Origin of the sequence: Hymenobacter cellulosilyticus (assembly GCF_022919215.1) — a bacterium.
Taxonomy (GTDB): Bacteria; Bacteroidota; Bacteroidia; order Cytophagales; family Hymenobacteraceae; genus Hymenobacter; species Hymenobacter cellulosilyticus.
The window spans coordinates 1,193,382-1,213,343 of the sequence record NZ_CP095046.1; the positions used below are offsets into that span (position 1 = coordinate 1,193,382).

Consider the following 19,962-nt stretch of genomic DNA (forward strand, 5'->3'; position numbering starts at 1 on the left):
TCCAATAGCACCAATTGAACAACGGCTCACCATTTCACTATCTCACCGATTGTAATACACAAAAACGTCGTCGTCGCCGAGGGTGAACTGCTCGTGCAGGCCCGACAGGCCGTGCTTGGGAGCAGCAGTGCCGCCACCGAGTTTCTGGTGGCTGCGCAAAATCCGCATTTCGTCCCAGAGTCCGTCGCGCAGCAGGGAGCTAAGCACCGTGGGCCCACCTTCCACCAGTACGCTCTGCACGTTGCGTTGGTAAAGATTGGCAAAGAGCTGGGGAAACAGGTCATCGGCCTCCGAGAGCGTGATGTAGCCCAGGTTGTCCTTCGTAGCCCGTTCCCGGTAGGTATACACTAAGGTAGGCTGCTGGCAATCAAATAAATGATGGGTGGGCGGCAAACTCAGGTTCTTGTCGATAACCACCCGAATGGGGTTCTGGCCGGGCCATTCGCGGGCGTTGAGGCGGGGTTGTCGTGCAGGGCCGTACGGGTGCCGATAAGAATGGCCTGCTCCTCGGTGCGCCACTGGTGCACGGCGGCTTGAGCCAGCGGCCCGCTGATGCGCACCGGCTGAAAGTACGGTCCGGCCAGGTAGCCGTCGGCGGTTTCGGCCCATTTTAGCACCACGTAGGGCCGCTTCTTTTCCTGGAAGGTGAAAAAGCGCCGGTTGAGCCAGCGCCCTTCGGCTTCCAGCAGCCCGGTTTCGACGTGGATGCCGGCGGCCCGCAGCTTTTCCAGGCCCCTACCGGCTACCAGCGGGTTGGGGTCGAGGTTACAGACTACAACTTCCTTGACGCCCTTGGCAATAAGCAAATCGGCGCAGGGCGGGGTTTTTCCGAAGTGGGAGCAGGGCTCCAGCGTAACGTACACCCGGGCCTGGGACAACAGGCGCTGGTCGGCCACCGCAGCCAGGGCGTTGACCTCGGCATGGGGCCCGCCGTACTGCCGGTGCCAGCCTTCCCCGATAATGCGGCCCTCGTGCGTGACCACGCAGCCTACTAAAGGGTTGGGACGGGCGTAGCCGGTACCCAGGCGGGCCAGGTCCAGGGCGCGGCGCATCATTAAAACGTCAAAGTCGGTCATGGTGGGTTAGCGCGTAGCTTTGCAGTTGCCGAAGGTACGCAGTTGCCGCCGAGCTGCGTTACTGGTCGAGCTTCCCCGAATCCTGTTTTGCTATGTTTACTATCCGCCAGCTGACCACCACGCTTGCCGCCGCCCTGCACGCCGTTTATCCGGAGCCTGAGGCGCAGAGCATTGCCGGCCTGGTAATAGAGCATCTGCTGCACCTCTCGCCCTTGCAGCGTAGGATGCAGGCAGCGCAGGAAGTACCGACAGATGTAGAAACCCAAGTAGCTCCGCTTCAGGCACGGCTGCTGCTACACGAGCCGGTGCAGTACGTGCTAGGCGTGGCCTACTTCGCTGGTCTGGAGCTGGAAGTAACGCCGGCCACCTTGATTCCCCGGCCCGAAACCGAGGAACTGGTGGCCCTGATTATTGCCGAGCACCCGGGAAAAGCTGATTTGACAATAGTCGACATTGGTACCGGCAGCGGCTGCATTCCTATTGCCCTGGAACAGACCTTGCGGCCAAAGCGGGTGGTCGGCGTGGATATTTCCGCCGCGGCCCTGGAAGTAGCCCGCCGCAATGCCGCCCGCTACGGGAGTCCGGTGGAGTTTGTGTTAGCCGATATTCTAACCCAGGAGCCCGACGAAATACTTCCCGGCTCCGTGGCGGTGCTGGTCAGCAACCCGCCGTACGTGCTGGAAAACGAGCGGCCCCTGATGCGGCGCAACGTGCTGGACTTTGAGCCGGCCACCGCCCTGTTTGTGCCCAACCACGACCCGCTGCTGTTTTACCGCCGCATCGGGGAGCTGGGCCGGCGCTGGCTGCAGCCCGGCGGAGGGCTTTACTTTGAAATCAATGAGCAGTACGCTGCTGAGCTGCTGAAGCTGCTGCGGGCGCAGGGCTATACTACGGTTGAGCCCCGTCAGGATATTTTCGGCAAAGACCGGATGGTACGGGCCACGCAGCCGGGGTAAAGTTCTCACTACCAAACCGCGTGCAGGCGGGTTGCGGCTAAACTTCTCGGGCGCTTAACCGACAAACCTTCGAAAAACCCTACCTTTGCGGGCTCGAAAACTGCCGACCTGACCCCAAGCTTCGCCTCTGTGACGGATGTTCCCGCTTACTATGCCCACCCTACCGCCGTCCTCGACGAAGGCTGCCGCATTGGAGACGGGTGCCGCATCTGGCACTTTGCCCACCTGATGCCCGGCTGCGAGCTGGGTGAGAAGTGCAGTATTGGCCAGAACGTCATGATTGCCGACGGCGTGAAGCTGGGCCGCAATGTGAAGGTGCAGAACAACGTGAGCCTCTACACCGGAGTAGAGTGCGCCGACGACGTTTTTCTGGGCCCCTCGGTGGTTTTTACCAATGTGCGCAACCCGCGCAGCGCCGTGGTGCGCCGCGACCAGTACCAAACTACGGTCTTGGAAAAGGGCGTCAGCATCGGGGCCAACAGCACCATCGTGTGCGGTGTGCGGCTGGGCGAATACGCCTTCGTCGGGGCCGGCTCGGTGGTTACGAAGGATGTAAAGCCGTATGCCTTGGTATATGGCAATCCGGCCCGGCAGCACGGCTGGATGAGCGCCTTTGGGCACCGGCTACAGTTTGATGCCGCCGGCCACGCCACTTGTCCGGAAAGTGGCGAAGAATATTTGCTTACCAATCATCAGGTTTCCCGTATTAGCATCCGCTAACTCTGAATTTCGCAACGTGTACGAGCAACTCCTCCAGAAACAGACCAAACTGGCCGTCATCGGCCTCGGCTACGTGGGCCTGCCCATCGCCCTCGAATTTGCCCGCAAGCTCAGCGTTATCGGCTTCGACATCAACGCCGCCCGCGTGGATTTGATGCGCAACAACATTGACCCCAGCGGCGAGCTGGAAGCCAAGGACTTCGAAGGCTGCGACATTACATTCACCGATTCGCTGGACGTACTGCGGGAAGCCAACTTCTTTATCGTGGCCGTGCCGACGCCCATCGATGAGCATGCCATGCCCGACCTGAAGCCCCTGCTGGGCGCTTCGAGCAGCGTGGGCAAAGTGCTCAAGAAAGGCGACTACGTGGTGTTTGAAAGCACCGTGTACCCCGGCTGCACCGAGGAGGATTGCATTCCGGTAATGGAAAAACTCTCCGGCCTGAGCTTCGCCAACGGCGACTTTAAAGTGGGCTACTCGCCCGAGCGTATCAACCCCGGCGACAAGGAGCACACCCTGACCAGCATCGTGAAGGTGGTCAGCGGCTGCGACGACGAATCCCTGGAAGTCATTGCCAAGCTCTACGAGCTGGTGGTGAAGGCCGGTGTGCACCGCGCCAGCAGCATCAAGGTGGCGGAGGCCGCCAAGATCATCGAAAACACCCAGCGCGACGTCAACATTGCCTTGATGAACGAGCTGTCGATGATTTTCGACCGCATGAGCATCAACACCTACGAGGTGCTGGAAGCGGCCGGTACTAAGTGGAACTTCCTCAAGTTCTCGCCCGGCCTCGTAGGCGGCCACTGCATCGGCGTAGACCCGTACTACCTGACCTACAAGGCCAAGGAGCTGGGCTACGACGCAAAAGTCATTTTAAGCGGCCGCACGACCAACGACAACATGGGGGCTTACATCGCCCGCAAAACGGTGCAGATGATGATTAAGCAGGGCAAGGACGTGGCCAAAAGCCGGGTACTGGTAATGGGCGCCACCTTCAAGGAAAACGTGGAAGACATCCGCAACTCCAAGGTGGCCGACGTGATTCAGGAACTCAAGAACTTCTCCGTGAACGTGGACATCGTGGATCCGCACGCCGATTCCGACGAGCTGCACCACGAGTACGGCTTCCGCCTGATTCCGCAGGAAGAAATCCGGAAGGACTACGATGCGGTAATCGTGGCCGTCAGCCACCAGCCCTACATCGGGCTCGACGAGGCTTACTTTCAGTCGATTACTTCCGAAAATCCCGTGCTGGTCGACATCAAGGGCCTGTACCGCGGCAAAATGAACTCGGTACAGTACTGGAGCCTATAAGGTGAAATGGTGAGTTGGTGAAATGGTGAGTTGTTGTGCAGATTGCGCAAGAGGCTCTACCAGAACATCAACTCACTAGGTCACCATCTCACCATTTCACAAATTGAAGATGGAACGCACGAAAATAGTAGTGACGGGCGGCGCTGGCTACATTGGCTCCCACGCGGTGGTAGAGCTGTTCGAAGCCGGCTACCAGCCTATTATTATTGACAACTTCAGCAACTCTCAGGAGTCGGTGCTCGATGGCATCAAGGCTATTCTGGGTCAGGCAGTGCCTTGCTACAACATCGACTGCGGCGACGAGGCTGCTCTGCGCGGCGTGTTCGACCAGGAACCGGATATCCGGGGCATCATTCACTTTGCCGCGTACAAAGCGGTAGGTGAGTCGGTGCAGCAGCCGCTGAAGTATTACCAGAACAACGTCGGCTCGCTCATCACGCTGCTGAAAGTAATGCCTGACTACGGCGTGAGCAACCTGGTTTTCTCCTCCTCGTGCACCGTGTACGGCATTCCGGATCAGCTGCCCGTAACCGAACAGACCCCGACCAAGCCGGCTACTTCGCCCTACGGCAATACCAAGAAAATCTGCGAGGATATCCTCAACGATGTAGCTTCGGTATCGGGCGGGGCTATCCGCACCATTCTGCTGCGCTACTTCAACCCGATTGGGGCACACGCATCGGCCCGCATCGGCGAGCTGCCGCTGGGCGTGCCCAATAACCTGGTTCCCTTCATCACGCAGACGGCCGCCGGCATCCGTGAGAAGCTCACCATCTACGGCGACACCTACGACACGCCCGACGGCACCAACATCCGCGACTACGTGCACGTGGTAGACCTGGCCAAAGCCCACGTGGTAGCGGTGCAGCGCCTGCTCGACGGCGCCGGCGACGTGGTAGAAACCTTCAACGTGGGCACTGGCCGCGGCAATAGCGTACTGGAAGTAGTGCAGGCTTTCGAGCGGGCCACCGGCCAGAAGCTGAACTACACCATCGGTCCGCCCGGGCCGGCGACGTACCCGCCATCTACGCCGACGTAACCAAAGCCACGCAGGAGCTGGGCTTTCAAACCACTGCTACCCTGGACGAGGCCCTGGCCAGCTCCTGGAAGTGGCAGCAGTCCTTGGCGAAATAGTGAGATGGTGAAATGGTGAGTTGTTGTTCAAACCGCGCGATTCTGCGCTAGCGGCACGAAAAACTCACCATCTCACCATTTCACCATCTCACCATTTCAAAACTTTACAATTTCACCGATCATGAAAATCATCATCACCGGCGGGGCCGGCTTCATTGGGTCGCACGTGGTGCGCCTGTTCGTCACCAAGTATCCGGAATATCAGATTCTGAACCTGGATGCCTTGACCTACGCCGGCAACCTGGAAAACCTGCGCGACATCGAGAATGAGCCCAACTACCGTCTGGTGAAAGGCGACATTACCGACCAGGCTTTCGTGGACCACCTCTTCGCTACCGAGGAGCCCGACGCCGTAATTCACCTTGCCGCCGAGTCGCACGTGGACCGCAGCATCACCGATCCGCTGGCCTTCGTGAAGACCAACGTGCTGGGCACGGTGCACTTGCTGAATGCCGCCAAAAACCTGTGGAAGCCCCTGGGCTACGAAGGCAAAACCTTCTACCACGTGAGCACCGACGAAGTGTACGGCTCCCTGGAAATGGGTCCCGAGATGTTTACCGAGGACACGCCCTACGATCCCCGTTCGCCGTATTCGGCCTCGAAAGCTGCTTCGGACCACTTTGTGCGCGCCTGGTACCACACCTACCACATGCCGGTAAAGCTGAGCAACTGCTCAAACAACTACGGCCCCAACCACTTCCCCGAAAAGCTTATTCCGCTGGCTATCCACCGCATTCAGCACGGGCAGCCCGTGCCGGTGTACGGCAAAGGCGAAAACGTGCGCGACTGGCTGTTTGTGAAAGACCACGCCACCGCCATTGATGCCGTGTTCCACAAAGGCAAAGTGGGCGAGACCTACAACATCGGCGGGGTAAACGAGTGGCAGAACATTGAGCTCATCAACCTACTCTGCGACGTGCTTGACGAGAAGACCGGCCGTGAGCAGGGCACGTCCCGCAAGCTCATCACCTACGTAACCGACCGCGCCGGCCACGACCTGCGTTACGCCATCGACTCGAGCAAGATCATGAACGAGCTGGGCTGGAAGCCCTCCGTGACTTTCGAGCAGGGCCTGGCCCAAACCGTGGACTGGTACCTGGAAAACACCGAGTGGCTCAACAACGTGACCAGCGGGGCCTACCAGCAGTACTACCAGCAGCAGTACAACCGATAACTAATGTGCTAATGTGGAAATGCGCTGATGTGCTAAGCCATTTTCGGCCATAGCCTCAACTCATTTCCACATTTCTCACATTGGCACATTAGCACATTAAACAGAATGTACGAAACTCCTTTTCACGACCAGCCGCTCGATAACCTGACTTTCCTGGTAACGGGCGGCGCGGGCTTTATCGGCTCCAACCTGGTTGAATACCTGCTGAAATACGGCGCCAAAAAGGTGCGGGTCCTGGATAACTTCTCCAACGGCTTCCGCAAGAACCTCAACCTGTTTGCCGGCAACCCCGCGCTGGAGGTTCTTGAAGGCGACATCCGGGACCGGCAAACCTGCATCGACGCCTGTGTGGGCGTCGACGTGGTGCTGCATCAGGCGGCTCTGGGCTCGGTGCCCCGCTCCATCAATGACCCGATTACCTCCAACGACGTGAACGTAGGCGGCTTCGTGAACATGCTCGTGGGTGCTAAGGAGGCCAACGTAAAGCGTTTCGTGTACGCGGCTTCGTCCTCTACCTACGGCGACCATAAAGCTCTGCCCAAGGTAGAGGACCGGATTGGCAAGCCTTTGTCGCCCTACGCCGTGACCAAGTATGCCAACGAGCTGTACGCCGACGTGTTTGGCAAAACCTACGGCATGGAAATCATCGGGCTGCGCTACTTCAACATCTTCGGCCCCCGTCAGGACCCGAACGGAGCGTATGCAGCCGTTATTCCGCTCTTCATCGATGCCGTGCTGCAGGGCAAGCCCCCGCGCATGAACGGCGACGGTGGGCAGACCCGCGACTTTACCTTCGTGGAAAACTGCGTGCAGGCCAACATCAAGGCGGCTTTGTCCTCGAACCCGGAGGCGGTAAACCAGGTCTACAACGTGGCCGTGGCCGACCGTACCTCGCTCAACGACCTGTTCAACATCCTGAAGGAAGAGGCCGGCTCCGACATCACGCCCGAGTACGGCCCCGACCGTGCCGGCGACATCCGCGACTCTCTGGCCGATATCAGCAAGGCCAACAACCTGCTGGGCTACGACCCGCAGATCCGCATTCGGGAGGGCCTGCAGAAAACCCTGGCTTGGTTTAAAGAGAATCAGGCGTTTATTGCCGAGCGAAACTAGGTGCCTTACCTGCTTCGCAAAACCGCTGCACGCTGCCGCACGAAACGCCCACAAAGTCACTAACTCACTAACTCACAGATGAAAGGCATTATTCTGGCCGGGGGCTCCGGCACCCGCCTGCACCCGCTCACGTTGGCCGTCAGCAAGCAGCTCATGCCGGTGTACGACAAGCCGATGATTTATTATCCGCTGTCGATTCTGATGATGGCAGGCATCCGCGAAATCCTCATCATCACCACGCCCCACGACCAGGAGCAGTTCAAACGCCTGCTGGGCGACGGCCAGAAGCTGGGCTGCAACTTCCAGTATGCCGTACAGGAAGTGCCCAACGGTCTGGCCCAGGCCTTCGTTATCGGCGCCGACTTCATCGGCGACGACAAGGTGGCCCTGGTGCTCGGCGACAATATCTTCCACGGCGAAGGCCTGGAAGAGCTGCTCAAGAGCAACAGTAGCCCCGAGGGCGGCGTGGTGTATGCCTACCACGTGCAGGACCCCGAGCGCTACGGCGTGGTGGAGTTCGACGAGAATAAAAAGGCCCTCAGCATTGAGGAAAAGCCTAAGCAGCCCAAAAGCAACTATGCCGTACCGGGTCTGTATTTCTACGACAACGAAGTCATCCAGATTGCCAAGGACCTGAAGCCCAGCCCCCGCGGCGAGTACGAAATTACCGACGTCAACCAGGAATACCTGCGCCGTGGTAAGCTCAAAGTTGGCATTCTGGGCCGCGGCACCGCCTGGCTCGACACCGGCACGTTTGAGTCCTTGATGCAGGCTGGCGAGTTTGTACGCGTCATTGAGCAGCGCCAGGGTCTGAAAGTGGGGTCCATTGAGGAAATTGCTTACCGCCAGGGCTTTATCACTGCCGACCAGCTGCGCGCCATTGCCGAGCCCCTGCGCAAGAGCGGCTACGGCGACTACCTGATGAGCCTGCCCGAGTCGTTGCTGCTGGAAAAGTAGAAGCTGCTCCTACAGCATTGAAAAGGCCCGCGCTACTTCTAGCGCGGGCCTTTTACATTTGCGGAATCACGCCATAGTCAGTCGATGCCGATGCAGCCCATGACCTATCAGGATTTTACGCTCAAAGCGCGCCTGCGTGACCGGGCCTTTGTGGAGGAGCGGCTACTGGCACTCGGCTTTACTTACATCGGGCTGGACGAGCAGCGCGACACGTATTTTCTCGTCAGCCAAGGTAAGCTTAAACTTCGGCAGGGTACGATTGAAAACCTGATAACCCACTATGAGCGGCTACCGGACCGGGCTACGGAGAAGACAGTCGTGTACGTGTACGACCTGAACCCTTCGGCCCAACAAATTGCCGACCTGTATGCGGCGCATGAGGTAGTCGGAATTGTAGAGAAGAGCCGTCGGATTTACCGGCTCGGCAACGTCAAAGTTCACCTTGATACTACGGCAGACCAAACCGAATTCCTGGAAATAGAAGTGTTTGACCACACGAACACCAAACCCGCTCCGGAGCTGGAAGCCGCTGCCACGAGGTGCTACGCAGCCTGGGCATTGACCCCGCGGACCTATTGCCTACGGGCTACTTTAAAAAGTAACTGTTTGTGGATCATTGATAAGCAGCGCGTTAAGCGTTGACAAGCGCTGCTAAAAGATGATGCCGGCCAACAAGCCCGCCAGCACGATTACGTAGGAGGGAAACTTGTCCCAGAGCAGCACCAGAAACGTGACGGCCACCAACGCCAGATTCACGGGCGTATCGGGCAAGGGGTGATACAGCAGAAACGTAGCGGCGCACACCAGGCCGGCCGACACGGCGTTGATGCCCTCCAGGGAGGCCTTAACCACCCGGTACTGCTTGAGCTGGTCCCAGAAGCGGATCAGAAAGAAGATGAGCAGGGTGCCCGGCATGAAAATACCCGCTGCGGCCACGACTGCGCCCAGGATCTGACTGCCGATGCCCCCGCCGACCTGCCGCATGGCTAGGGCCCCAATGTAGGAGGCAAACGAAAAATTGGGTCCCGGCATGGCCTGCACCAGCCCCAGCCCGGAAAGAAATTCCTGAGTGGTGAGGTAGTGCTTAAACTCTACGAACTCGGCGTACAGTAGGGGCGCCAGCACCTGCCCGCCGCCAAACACCAGGCTGCCGTTGCGGTAGAAGTTCTCAAACAGTCGCACTGGCAGCATCCGATGGTCGGAACGGGTGTAGTGGCCCAGCACGGCCGCGCCTACCAGCACGGCCAGCCACAGCGCGAAATTGGCCCATTCAATGTTGAGAGGCTGCTTTTTTTCCAGCACCGGCATTTTGCGGTAGCGGAAGGTGGTAATCGTGCCGCCCGCAATGAGCAGCAGCGGCAGCACCGAGGGCAGCTGAAATCGGTAAGCCAGCATAGATGCCGCCACCATCAGGGCCACGGAGGTTTTGGTGTGAATGACCTTCTCGGAAATCTTATAGGCCGAATATGCCACAAAGCCTACCGCAATTGGCTGAATGTACTGCACCAGGTGGGCTACCTGGTCTTTATCGAGGTAGGAAATGGTGAGGCCCGCCAGCGTCATCAGCGTCACGGCCGGCAGCATCCAGACTAGCACCGTAAGGTAGGCCAGGTTGGGCCCGCCCAGGCGGTAGCCAATGGCCGTAATGGTTTGGGTGGAGGTGGGGCCGGGCAGGATCTGGCACAGGGCCGTAAGCTCCAGCAGCTCGGCAGCCGTCAGGTAGCGGCGCTTATCCACCAGCAGCCGCAGCATCATGGCCATGTGGGCCTGGGGGCCGCCAAAGGCCGTAAGTCCCAGGGCTGCCACGTCCTTCAGAAAAATGATTCCTCGTACCCGCTTGGTGCGGGCACCGCGAGTACCCCGGGCGGCGGTGCGAGCTGAATTTCTTCCGTTTCCAAAACGTGGTACTTAGTGGTCAGACAAGGACGCAGAAAGCCGGGGCAAAAGCAATGGAGGGGCTTGGTAAATACGCGTCAAATCGTTGGGAGCCAGAAAGAAAGCGGCCGGCTGCTGAAAGAATGACCTGGATAATTCCAGAAAGCACACTTTCAACAACCGGCCGCTACCAATCTACTCCTGCTTACTTCTTCTTGAGGCCCAGCTCAATCAGACGCTCGTTGAGGAATTCACCAGCGGTGATGTCGGCTTCCTTCTTTGGGTTGTCGGGCGTCACGCAGTTTTCCAGGGCTGCCAGGCTCATTTCCGAGCGGGGGTGCATAAAGAAGGGCACCGAGAAGCGGGAAGAGTTCATTTTCTCGCGGGCGGGTTTACCACGCGGTGAATGGTGCTCTTGAGTACGCCGTTGGTCAGGCGCTGCAGCATGTCGCCCACGTTCACCACAATCTGGTCGGGTAGGGCCGTAATCGGAATCCAGTGCCCGTCGCGGCGCAGCACCTGCAGACCGTCGGCCGAGGCGCCCATGAGCAGCGTAATCAGGTTGATGTCGCCGTGCTCGGCGGCGCGTACGGCATCCGCGGGCACCTCATCGGGGTTTTCGATGGGGAAGTAGTGGATGGGGCGCAGGATGCTGTTGCCGTTCCGAACTTTGTCGTCGAAATAATTTTCGGGCAAATTCAGGTACAAGGCAATGGCCCGCAGCACGTCTTTTCCGGCTGCTTCCAGGGTGCGGTAAGTCGTGAAAGTGCTCTTTTGAAAGGTCGGAACTTCGGCCGGCCAGATGTTGGCCGGGTACTCCTTGCCGATGGGGTCACTCTCGTCATCGACCTCCTGGCCCACGTGGAAAAACTCCTTCAGGTCGCCGGTGTTGCGGCCTTTGGCGTGCTCTTTTCCTTTGCTGATATAGCCGCGCTGGCCAGCCAGTTCGGGGTTTTCGTAGCGTTGCTTGGCGTCGTCGGGCAACGCGAAGAAGGCCTTTACGTCATTGTAAAGAGCAGCGGTCTGTTCGTCGGAAAGGCCGTGGTTTTTCAGGGCTACAAAACCGATATTCTGATAAGCTTCGCCGAGCTGTTGCACGAAGCGGGCCTTACGCTCCGGGTCACCGGAACGGAAATCGGCCAAGTCGAGGGAGGGAATTTCTTCCAACAATTTTTCTTCCATAGCGGAAAATCAATATACTTTTGAGCAAACCTTACGTATTGCGCAAGGTACTTAAAAAATCATTCGTCGTCCCGGTGTCGGGGCGCGGCCGGACGAGCGGTCCGGTGGTCTTTTTAATCCTTCCACCATTTCCCTCATGAAAGCATCTGCTTTACTAATGAGCAGCGCCATGCTGCTTGGTCTGGCCGCCTGCGACACGGCCAAACAACAACAAGAGTCGGGTACACAAGCGACGTCTGAGCGCGTGACCAATATGGCTTCCATGGAGAAAAACGGCCTCCGTTTGACACCATTTACGGATTCGCCCAAAAACCCCGAAGCGCAGCTGCAACTCAAGTCGCCGGTAACCGGCTCGGCCGTACCCAGCGGCAGTGTGTCGTTTGATTACGACATCACCAACTTCCAGCTTACCAAGATGACGGGTGGCATGCACTCGGAGGAAATGGCCAACTCGGAAAAAGGTCAGCATATTCATAATATCGTGGATAATGAGCCCTACACGGCCCACTACACCACGGAATTTACCAAACCCATTGCCGACGGGCAGCACGTGGTGCTCTCGTTCCTGTCGCGCTCCTACCACGAAAGCCTCAAGCACCGCGGCGCGTATGATCTGCGGGTAGTGACGGTGGGCAACGCCGCCACCGCCACGCCCCTGAACGCCGACCTGAAGGCTCCTCACCTGTTCTACAGCCGCCCCAAGGACACCTACTCCGGCAAAGACGCGGCCAAGGTGATGCTGGACTTCTATCTGGTAAACACGACCCTGTCTCCGGACGGCAACCGGGTGCGCGCTACCATCAACGGTACCGAGTTCATGCTCGACCAGTGGGCTCCTTACATGATGGAAGGCTTGCCTGCCGGGCAGAACACCATCAAGCTGGAGCTGGTAGACGCCAGCGGCAACCTGATTCCTGGTCCGTTCAACTCGGTGACGCGCAACTTTACGCTGCAGCCCTAACGCCCGAGCTACTCCGGTATAGTACAAAGCCCGTCGGCCCTGCGCCGCCGGGCTTTTTGCTGTTCTTTGGGCCTTGCTAGTTCAGCTTCGCCGGCCGCCTCGCAGACGCCAGCTCAGGGCCACTTCAAAGTAGGGGTAGAGGTTCTTGGTGTCGCGCTGCAGGTCTTCGGGAGTGTAGCTAGTGCCCACATAGGTGCCGGTTCCCTCGGTATAGCGGTAAAATGTGCGCAACTGCTGTAGCCACAGGCTGGCTACCAGCGTGAACCCCGTGTTGGTGCGGCGCTCATAAGCCACATCAGGACCTTGCTGCCGCGTAAGGCTGCGCAGGTAGATAAGCGTGGTGCTGCCGGCCCCGATGAGGGCGGCCCGGCCGTGGGTGCGCTGCTCCAGAAACCGGTAGCCCAGGCGCAGGCTGCTGCTGCCCCGCTGCCCACCCCAGCTGTGGCGCAGGCCGGCGGCCAGGTCGTGGGTGATGGTCGTGTCCAGGGGGCTTTCCTTGAACTCGGGCCAGTTGAGCAGGCCAATGCGGTTTTCGCGCCGGGCGTAATCAAGGGAGGCCAGCAGGCGGGGCGTAAACTGGTAACCCAGGTGCTGCTGCTGCTCCAGCACCCGGCTGGCGCGGTTTTTCAGCTGTTCGCTCAGCCGGTCGCGCACCTGGTAGCTTACCCAGAGGTGGTAGGTCGACTTCAGGCTGAAGCGCCCCGGGGCCCAGGTAAACGACGGTTCCCAGTGCAGCAGCCGGTCGGTGTAGTTCTCGGCGCTGAGGGCCGCCCGGATAAAAACAAACTGCCGGTACTCAGCCCCGGCCGCCAGCGAGGTGCGAAACGCTCCGGCCCAGCGCCCCACCCACACCAGGCGCAGGGAGTGCTGGGCTTCGTCGCGGTCCTGGGTGTTGGCCGGGCTGGGCGTGTCCACGCGCAGCAGCTGGGCCGAGCCCAGCAGCGTAAGCGAGTGGCGCTGCACCGGCAGCCAGGTCAGCTCCGACTGCCACAGCGTGGTTTTCTCGGAAATATCCTTGATTTGCTCCCGCTCGGTAGCAACGCTAAACCGTCTTTCGGGTAGGTTGCGGTTGTTATCCAAGGAATAGTTACGGTTCCGCTCCCGGTAGTTGAAGAGCAGCATAAACTGCAGCTTTTTGCTCCTAACGCGTACTTCCTGACGGGTATCGAGCTCCTTCTGATTATAGCCGATATTCTGTACCGTATCCGACTCGGCACTGAGCTGGCGGTAGGCAAACGCCCGGCGGGGCAAGGCCAGCAGGTTGTCGGAGCGAAAAGCAACTTTGTCGCCCAGCTGGTACACCCAGCTGAGCTGGCTCGAAATGGTGTCGCTCTGAATGCGCTGCACGTTGCTAGGCACGTAGTCCTCGGCCCGATTGGAGCGGTAGCCCAGCCGCAGCGAACCGCTGGAAAATTCATCGAGCGTACGTTCGTAATAGCCCTCGGCCAAGGTGCGCTGCCAGATACGCGGGCCTAGGTGGGAGCGGGTTCCAAACAGCCGGACGGCCACCGGCTGCCGGGCCTGGCTGCTGGGGTAAATCAGGGTGGTGACCTCCAGGCCGTAGGACGGGCCCGCGTCGCGCCGGCCGTTGCGGGCATCGTAGGCCCCACCGCCAAAGAGCACGTAGTGGGCCGTCGAAAGCGTATCGAGAAGGGTGGTCAGCCGCAGGCGGTGCTCATAGCCCAGGCGAGCCAGCCAGGCTCCAGTGCGGGTGGCATTGGCCCGGCTTTGCTCATAATGCAACTGCTGCCCCACTTGCCAGCCCTGCGGTAGGGAAACGGTATGAAACAGATTGGCCCCGTAATCTTCCCGCACGAAGGGCGGCTGGCCCCGGTCGTCGTATATCCAGTCGCTGAACAGGCGGTAGTCGAGCAGCTGCCGGGGCGTAAGGCGGGCGCGGCCCCGCAGGTCGGTTTGCTGGGAGTAGGTACTGATGCCCACACGCCGGGTCCGAAACGAGAGTAGCAGCAGGGAGTCGGAGCCGGCAGCTGTATTGTCAGGCGCTATTGCCTGAGCCGCGGCGGGCTGCACCAGGAATCCGGTTAGCAGCAGCAGAAGCAAACAGGCAGCAGACAAGTAGGCTCGACGGCAGCGCATGGGAGAGGACGGCCAAAGGCAACCGCTATGGCGTAAGTTAGCTAATCGGTAAACGGGCTGCAACCGACGCCTAATTCTAGGTTTTAGACAAATAATCGAACTTTATAAGTATTGGAGTGTGTATTTTTGGCTCACCTGACAGGTGCTACGAAACATCTGTGCTGTTCAGGACGTCTTGAGTGTTCGGACCAGTTAGAGAATCTGGCGCCCGACGCTCCCGCAGGCCTCCGTTTTGCCATCTAAGCTTATGATTGTTCGAAAACTTGTTCTTTCCCTCGGGTTAATTGTTGGTGTGGGAAGCTGGGCGCAAGCCCAGCGGGCCATTTGGGCAGCGAAAGTAGTAGAGGTATCATCCCAGAAAGCGGAGGGGAAAGAGGCTTTCTCACCCGAGAAAGTGTTGGGCGAGCCGAATGCTCAGCCCCTGGGTCAAATCAACAACGACGCCTGGATTCCCAAGAAGGAGGGGTCCAACGAGTTTATCGAGGTTCGCTACACCAAATCCATCATCGCCAAGCAGGTGACGGTCGTGGAAAACTTCAATCCGGGCTCCATCACCAAAATCGAGTTGGTCGATACCCGCGGCACCCGGCACCAGGTGTACGAAAACAAGAGCCCGGGTCCCTTGGCCGAGCCTTTTCGCTCTCTGAGCGTCACGTTTCCGGCGGCTACGTACCGCACCGTTGGCGTAGTCGTGTCCATGAATACCAAGGCGGTGGAAGGCGTCAACCAGATTGACGCCATCGGCATTGCCGACGTGGCCGAAACCATGGTAAAGAAGGAGTTTGTGGCCCAGGCCGAGGGCGTGCGGTTCGACTCGGCCATGGTCAACCTGGGCGCCAACGTCAACTCCAAGTATGTAGATACCCACCCAGTAATTGCGCCGGACGGTAAGACCCTGTTTTTTGCCCGTCAGGAAAGCCCCCAGAACGTGGGCGGCGCCAACGACGTGCAGGACGTGTGGTACAGCAGCTTGGCTAACGCCGCCAAGAAAACCTGGAACCAGGCCAAGAACATTGGCGGCCCTATCAACACACCTGGTCCTAACGGTCTGGCCTCGGTATCGTCGGACGGGAATACGGCCCTGCTGATCAACGTGTATAACCCCGACGGCACGCTGGACCCCAAGGGCGCCAGCATCTCGCGCCGCACCAAAACGGGCTGGGGCATGCCGGTGAAAATCGAAATCGAGGATTTCTACAACGACGATGAGGAAAACGTCGACTACTTCCTGAGTACCTCGGGCAAGTTTCTGCTCATGGCCGTGCAGCGTAAGGACGGCAAAGGCGCGCAGGACCTGTATGTAAGCTTTAAAAAGGAAGACGGCCGCACCTGGACCCGCCCCAAGAACCTGGGCGCCTCCATCAATACCAAAAAGGCCGAGTTTGCGCCCTTTCTGGCTGCCGACGGCAAAACCCTGTACTTCGCCTCCGAAGGCCTGGGTGGGTACGGCAAGAGCGACATTTTCTCGTCTAAGCGCCTGGATGACAGCTGGACCAACTGGTCGAAGCCCCGTAACCTGGGCCCCAACATCAACTCTCCCGACTTCGACGGCTACTTCACTTTGTCGGCCGCCGGTGAGGATGCTTATCTGGTGTCGTCGCGCAATGGCCTGGGCGGCTCCCGCGACATTTTTCGCATCAACCTGACCCCGCAGTTCAAGCCCGAAGTGGTGACGCTGGTGCGCGGGCGGGTGCTGGATGCGGCTACCAAAAAGCCCGTGGCCGCCACCATCAAGTACGAGAACCTGCTGACCGGCGAGGAAATCGGGGTGGCTGAAACCAGCCCCGTGGACGGATCCTATACCATCGTACTGCCTTCGGGTGCGCACTACGGCTACCGTGCCGAAGCCGAGAACTATCTGGCCGAAAGTGACAACCTGGACGTGACGGACCGGCAGAACTACTCGGAGGTCAACCATGACCTGTTCCTGGTGCCCTTCGCTGTGGGTTCGACTATCAAGCTCAACAACATCTTTTTTGCCCAGAGCAAATACTTCCTGCGCGAGAATTCCTATCCGGAACTGATGCGTCTGGTGCGTATTCTGAAGGATTACCCCACGGTAGAAATCAAGCTGGAAGGCCACACCGACAACCAGGGCGACCCAACGCTGAACCTGAAGCTCAGCCTGGACCGGGTAAACGAGGTAAAAAAGTATCTGGTGTCGAAAGGCATCAGCGGGCACCGTATTACCACTGAGGGCTTTGGCGACAAGAAACCCATTGCCAGCAACGAGCAGGAAGACACCCGTAAGCTCAACCGCCGGGTAGAGTTCCGGATTACCAAGAAGTAAAGCAGGTACTGATCAGCTAATTCTCGTGTCAGGGCGAGCAAAGCCCAGTCACCTTCCTAAAGTGAAAAGCCCTCAATCGTTAATACGGTTGAGGGCTTTTTGGTAAAGGGGATTTAAGCGCTAGCAGCGGACAGATGGCTTCTCTACCGCTTGCAAAGGCTAGGAATCAGCACGCTGTATAACGCACTGCACTAGCTTAACCGGGACTCGTCGCGGCCGGGCTTGGTGCTGCTGTTCTGCCCGCCCGGGTTGGCAATAGAGTCGCGCATGTCGGTGTCGGCCTGCACGTTGCGCATCTTGTAGTAGTCCATTACGCCCAGGTTGCCGGAGCGGAAGGCGTCGGCAATGGCTTTGGGAATCTCGGCTTCGGCGTCGACTACGCGGGCTTTGGCTTCCTGGGTTTTAGCCCGGTTTTCCTGCTCTACGGCCACGGCCATGGCCCGGCGCTCCTCGGCCTTGGCTTCGGCCACTTTCAGGTCGGCCGTGGCCTGGTCAATCTGGAGCTTGGCGCCGATATTTTCTCCGATATCAATGTCGGCAATATCAATAGATAGGATTTCGAAGGCCGTACCCGCATCAAGGCCTTTGCTGAGCACGAGCTTGGAAATCTTGTCGGGGTTTTCGAGTACTTCCTTGTGCGACACCGACGAGCCAATGCTGGTCACGATGCCTTCCCCAACGCGGGCCAGAATAGTTTCTTCCCCGGCCCCGCCCACCAGTTGGGTAATGTTGGCTCGCACCGTTACGCGGGCAATGACGATCAGCTGAATCCCGTCCTGCGACACGGCCGCCACGTTGGGCGTGTTGATAACCTTGGGATTTACGGAGGTCGTTACGGCCTCAAACACGTTGCGGCCGGCCAGATCAATGGCGGTGGCCTGCTTGAAGTCGAGCGGAATGTTGGCCTTGTCGGCCGAAATCAGGGCTTTAATAACGTTGGGCACGTTGCCGCCGGCCAGAAAGTGGGTTTCCAACTCGTTGCTGGTGATGTGCAGGCCCGCCTTGGTGGCCGTTATCAGGGAGTTGACGATGAGCGTGGGTGAGACTTTGCGCACCCGCATCAGCACCAGCTGGAACAGGCTCACCCGGACGCCGGAGAAAATGGCCGTAATCCAGAGGCTGATGGGGAAGAAGTAAAGGAAAACCAGCAGCGCAATGGCGGCTATAATAAGGGGCGCGAAGGGCACATTCATACCTAGTGGGCTTAGACCAGGTTCGAGTTACGAGTTTTTTCCTGGTTTTTGTGGTTTCCTACGCCTGCTCCACCACAATGCGGTTTTGCTCGATGCCCAGCACCCGCACCGGCGTGCCAGAAGCCAGAAACTCGCCGCGGGTCACTACTTCGCGCCGGTCATCATCGAACAGAGCCGTGCCAGCCGGCCGCAGCGCCGACAAGGTGCGGCCCACGGTGCCGGGCTCTACATCGGGGCGGCGAGCGTCGCGCACACTCGTGTTGTTGACGTCGGTCAGGGCGAAGCGGTGTAGGTTTTTGGGCCGCAGTCCTATGTAAACCACGATGCCAGCCAGCACGGCCGCCGTGACCAGCGTGATATGGCCGCCGGTGCTGCCCAGGTCGCGGTAGCCAAACCAGATACCAATGGCCAGCAGCGCAAAGCCCACCAGCCCGACCAGCGTGGTGCCGGGAATAAACAGGACTTCGGCCACCAGAAACAGCAGGCCAAACAACAAGAGCAGCGCAATGGAAATCCAATCCATAAGAGGGGTGGTAGAGGTTACTCTAAATATACGCAGAAAGCAATTGTTGCTGATACGGGTATGCCCGGCGGAGTTGCTATTTTGGCGTTGCTAACCCGCCATATCACCTGTATGCCCGCTGTGCTTGCCTCCGGAGTAACGATGCTGACGACCCTGCTCAGGCAGGTGCCTTACCTGACGGCGGCCGAGGTGGAAGAGTTCGTAGCGCTGTGGAAACGGCCGGTAGTGCTTCAGCGGCACGACTTTCTGGTGCAGGCCGGGCAGGTAGAGCACAACCTGTACTTTGTGGTCAGCGGGGTGCTGCGCATCTATTATCCGAGCCAGGACGAGGAAATTTGCGTCGGGTTTGGCTACGCCAACAACATGGTGTGCTCGTTTCCGTCGTTTGTGGCAAATCAGCCCTCCGAGTACTGCCTGCAGGCGCTAAAGAAGTGTGAGCTGCTGGCTATTTCCCGCGCCGATTTTAGTGCCTTCGTAGAGCAGAATGCCGGGTTTGCGCGGTTCTGGCGCACGGAGCTGGAACGGGTGCTGGTAGGGCGCATCGAGCGGGAAATAGACTTGCTGCTGCCCGAGCCCGAGCGGCGCCTGGAGCGGCTGCTCAAGCGCAGTCCGCACATATTTCAGCTGGTGCCCAAGAAGTACATTGCCTCCTACCTGCGCATGACGCCCGAAACGCTGAGCCGGCTGCGCTAACTCTTGATCCTGGTCAAGATTTGACAGAGTGCCGGGGCCGACCTTTGGCCTATTCAAATTCAAACGCCTAACGTCATGCTTTCTACCGCTTTTATTGCCCAGTTCGAAGCCCAGATTCAGGAGCTATCCGCCACGGTAGCCCAACAGCTCCAGCCGCTGCCCAGCCACCAGCTTAACTACAAGCCGACGCCTACGGGTTGGAGCGTGCTGGAGTGCCTGGAACACCTAAACCGCTACAGCCGCTTCTATAACGCGGAGCTAGCTCAAGCCTTATCCGGTCGAAGAGCGGAGCTGGCTGCGCACGAAGTTGGGTTCAGCTGGCTAGGGCGCAAGTCATACGACACGGTGAAGCCGGAAAACCGCAAGCCGCAGAAAACCATCAAGCACATGAACCCCGCCGGTAGTCAGTTCACGCTGGCCGTGGTAGAAGAATTTCTGCGGCACCAGGCGCAGCTGCTGGAGTTGCTGGCCGCCGCCCGCACTGCCGACCTGAACCGAAAAGCCGTGCGCGTCGAGTTTTTCCGGCTGCTGAAGCTGCGCCTGGGTGAGGCAATGTTGTTTGTGGTAGCTCACGAGCAGCGCCACGTGCAACAGGCGTTGCGTGCGGCCCAGGCCGCTCAAAATCGAGAAAAGGAAGCTCTGCTGGTGGTGTAGGGCAAGCGTGAGGTGTACACAGCTACCGGTTTTGCGTATGCCAACCCAT

General features: G+C 59.0%; 15 protein-coding genes and 3 pseudogenes. 12 read left to right on the forward strand and 6 right to left on the reverse strand.

What is annotated here, in order from left to right; all coding sequences use genetic code 11:
- Nucleotides 1-42: 42 nt before the first annotated feature.
- Nucleotides 43-1,076: pseudogene (gene ribD, locus MUN79_RS05915) on the reverse strand (bifunctional diaminohydroxyphosphoribosylaminopyrimidine deaminase/5-amino-6-(5-phosphoribosylamino)uracil reductase RibD).
- Nucleotides 1,077-1,168: 92 nt separating this feature from the next.
- Between ribD and prmC the strand changes: the two are divergent.
- The 8 genes and pseudogenes from prmC to MUN79_RS05955 all read left to right on the forward strand — a co-directional run bounded on the left by prmC (nucleotide 1,169) and on the right by MUN79_RS05955 (nucleotide 9,087).
- Nucleotides 1,169-2,032, forward strand: coding sequence for a peptide chain release factor N(5)-glutamine methyltransferase (gene prmC, locus MUN79_RS05920; protein WP_244676823.1), 864 nt, complete (start codon nucleotides 1,169-1,171; stop codon nucleotides 2,030-2,032).
- 129 nt (nucleotides 2,033-2,161) lie between these two features.
- Nucleotides 2,162-2,752 (forward strand): acyltransferase, encoded by a 591-nt coding sequence (locus MUN79_RS05925; RefSeq protein WP_244676824.1) that lies wholly within the window; start codon nucleotides 2,162-2,164, stop codon nucleotides 2,750-2,752.
- 16 nt (nucleotides 2,753-2,768) lie between these two features.
- Nucleotides 2,769-4,067 (forward strand): nucleotide sugar dehydrogenase, encoded by a 1,299-nt coding sequence (locus MUN79_RS05930; protein WP_244676825.1) that lies wholly within the window; start codon nucleotides 2,769-2,771, stop codon nucleotides 4,065-4,067.
- A gap of 109 nt (nucleotides 4,068-4,176) precedes the next feature.
- Nucleotides 4,177-5,201: pseudogene (gene galE, locus MUN79_RS05935) on the forward strand (UDP-glucose 4-epimerase GalE).
- 121 nt (nucleotides 5,202-5,322) lie between these two features.
- Nucleotides 5,323-6,375, forward strand: coding sequence for a dTDP-glucose 4,6-dehydratase (gene rfbB, locus MUN79_RS05940; RefSeq protein ID WP_244676826.1), 1,053 nt, complete (start codon nucleotides 5,323-5,325; stop codon nucleotides 6,373-6,375).
- Nucleotides 6,376-6,480: 105 nt separating this feature from the next.
- On the forward strand, nucleotides 6,481-7,488 hold the full coding sequence (locus MUN79_RS05945) for an SDR family oxidoreductase (RefSeq protein WP_244676827.1): 1,008 nt from the start codon (nucleotides 6,481-6,483) through the stop codon (nucleotides 7,486-7,488).
- Nucleotides 7,489-7,566: 78 nt separating this feature from the next.
- A complete protein-coding gene (rfbA, locus tag MUN79_RS05950) occupies nucleotides 7,567-8,445 on the forward strand; it encodes a glucose-1-phosphate thymidylyltransferase RfbA (RefSeq protein WP_244676828.1) in 879 nt (292 codons plus the stop codon).
- Nucleotides 8,446-8,544: 99 nt separating this feature from the next.
- On the forward strand, nucleotides 8,545-9,087 hold the full coding sequence (locus MUN79_RS05955; RefSeq protein WP_244676829.1) for a class IV adenylate cyclase: 543 nt from the start codon (nucleotides 8,545-8,547) through the stop codon (nucleotides 9,085-9,087).
- A gap of 9 nt (nucleotides 9,088-9,096) precedes the next feature.
- On the opposite strand, the gene chrA is transcribed toward MUN79_RS05955, so the two are convergent.
- Nucleotides 9,097-10,251 (reverse strand): chromate efflux transporter, encoded by a 1,155-nt coding sequence (chrA, locus tag MUN79_RS05960; RefSeq protein ID WP_244676830.1) that lies wholly within the window; start codon nucleotides 10,249-10,251, stop codon nucleotides 9,097-9,099.
- A gap of 274 nt (nucleotides 10,252-10,525) precedes the next feature.
- A pseudogene (locus tag MUN79_RS05965) lies at nucleotides 10,526-11,502 on the reverse strand (isopenicillin N synthase family dioxygenase).
- 136 nt (nucleotides 11,503-11,638) lie between these two features.
- Here MUN79_RS05965 and MUN79_RS05970 point away from each other — a divergent pair.
- Complete coding sequence (locus MUN79_RS05970) at nucleotides 11,639-12,463, forward strand: hypothetical protein (protein ID WP_244676831.1); 825 nt, start codon at nucleotides 11,639-11,641, stop codon at nucleotides 12,461-12,463.
- An 81-nt stretch (nucleotides 12,464-12,544) separates the two neighbouring features.
- On the opposite strand, the gene MUN79_RS05975 is transcribed toward MUN79_RS05970, so the two are convergent.
- Nucleotides 12,545-14,524, reverse strand: a complete 1,980-nt coding sequence (locus tag MUN79_RS05975) for a hypothetical protein (RefSeq protein WP_244676832.1) — start codon at nucleotides 14,522-14,524, stop codon at nucleotides 12,545-12,547.
- A 283-nt stretch (nucleotides 14,525-14,807) separates the two neighbouring features.
- Here MUN79_RS05975 and MUN79_RS05980 point away from each other — a divergent pair, with 283 nt between their 5' ends.
- Nucleotides 14,808-16,850 carry an OmpA family protein gene (locus MUN79_RS05980; RefSeq protein WP_511177064.1) on the forward strand — a complete coding sequence of 681 codons (2,043 nt, stop codon included), beginning with the start codon at nucleotides 14,808-14,810 and terminating at the stop codon, nucleotides 16,848-16,850.
- Between the two features lie 191 nt (nucleotides 16,851-17,041).
- On the opposite strand, the gene floA is transcribed toward MUN79_RS05980, so the two are convergent.
- A complete protein-coding gene (gene floA, locus MUN79_RS05985) occupies nucleotides 17,042-18,043 on the reverse strand; it encodes a flotillin-like protein FloA (RefSeq protein WP_244676834.1) in 1,002 nt (333 codons plus the stop codon).
- A gap of 58 nt (nucleotides 18,044-18,101) precedes the next feature.
- Nucleotides 18,102-18,620: an NfeD family protein gene (locus MUN79_RS05990; RefSeq protein WP_445991695.1), complete on the reverse strand. Its 519-nt coding sequence runs from the start codon at nucleotides 18,618-18,620 to the stop codon at nucleotides 18,102-18,104.
- Nucleotides 18,621-18,677: 57 nt separating this feature from the next.
- Here MUN79_RS05990 and MUN79_RS05995 point away from each other — a divergent pair, with 57 nt between their 5' ends.
- Both MUN79_RS05995 and MUN79_RS06000 read left to right on the forward strand, forming a co-directional pair.
- The gene (locus MUN79_RS05995) at nucleotides 18,678-19,259 is read left to right on the forward strand and encodes a Crp/Fnr family transcriptional regulator (protein ID WP_244676836.1); all 582 of its coding nucleotides are present in this window, start codon (nucleotides 18,678-18,680) and stop codon (nucleotides 19,257-19,259) included.
- 75 nt (nucleotides 19,260-19,334) lie between these two features.
- The gene (locus tag MUN79_RS06000; RefSeq protein WP_244676837.1) at nucleotides 19,335-19,913 is read left to right on the forward strand and encodes a DinB family protein; all 579 of its coding nucleotides are present in this window, start codon (nucleotides 19,335-19,337) and stop codon (nucleotides 19,911-19,913) included.
- Nucleotides 19,914-19,962: the final 49 nt, after the last annotated feature.

Coding starts and splice junctions, on each gene's coding strand:
- prmC (WP_244676823.1), top strand. CDS start 1,169: ATGTTTACTATCCGCCAGCTGACCACCACGCTTGCCGCCGCCCTGCAC.
- rfbB (WP_244676826.1), top strand. CDS start 5,323: ATGAAAATCATCATCACCGGCGGGGCCGGCTTCATTGGGTCGCACGTG.
- MUN79_RS05945 (WP_244676827.1), top strand. CDS start 6,481: ATGTACGAAACTCCTTTTCACGACCAGCCGCTCGATAACCTGACTTTC.
- rfbA (WP_244676828.1), top strand. CDS start 7,567: ATGAAAGGCATTATTCTGGCCGGGGGCTCCGGCACCCGCCTGCACCCG.
- MUN79_RS05955 (WP_244676829.1), top strand. CDS start 8,545: ATGACCTATCAGGATTTTACGCTCAAAGCGCGCCTGCGTGACCGGGCC.
- MUN79_RS05970 (WP_244676831.1), top strand. CDS start 11,639: ATGAAAGCATCTGCTTTACTAATGAGCAGCGCCATGCTGCTTGGTCTG.
- MUN79_RS05980 (WP_511177064.1), top strand. CDS start 14,808: ATGATTGTTCGAAAACTTGTTCTTTCCCTCGGGTTAATTGTTGGTGTG.
- floA (WP_244676834.1), bottom strand. CDS start 18,043: ATGAATGTGCCCTTCGCGCCCCTTATTATAGCCGCCATTGCGCTGCTG.
- MUN79_RS05995 (WP_244676836.1), top strand. CDS start 18,678: ATGCCCGCTGTGCTTGCCTCCGGAGTAACGATGCTGACGACCCTGCTC.
- MUN79_RS06000 (WP_244676837.1), top strand. CDS start 19,335: ATGCTTTCTACCGCTTTTATTGCCCAGTTCGAAGCCCAGATTCAGGAG.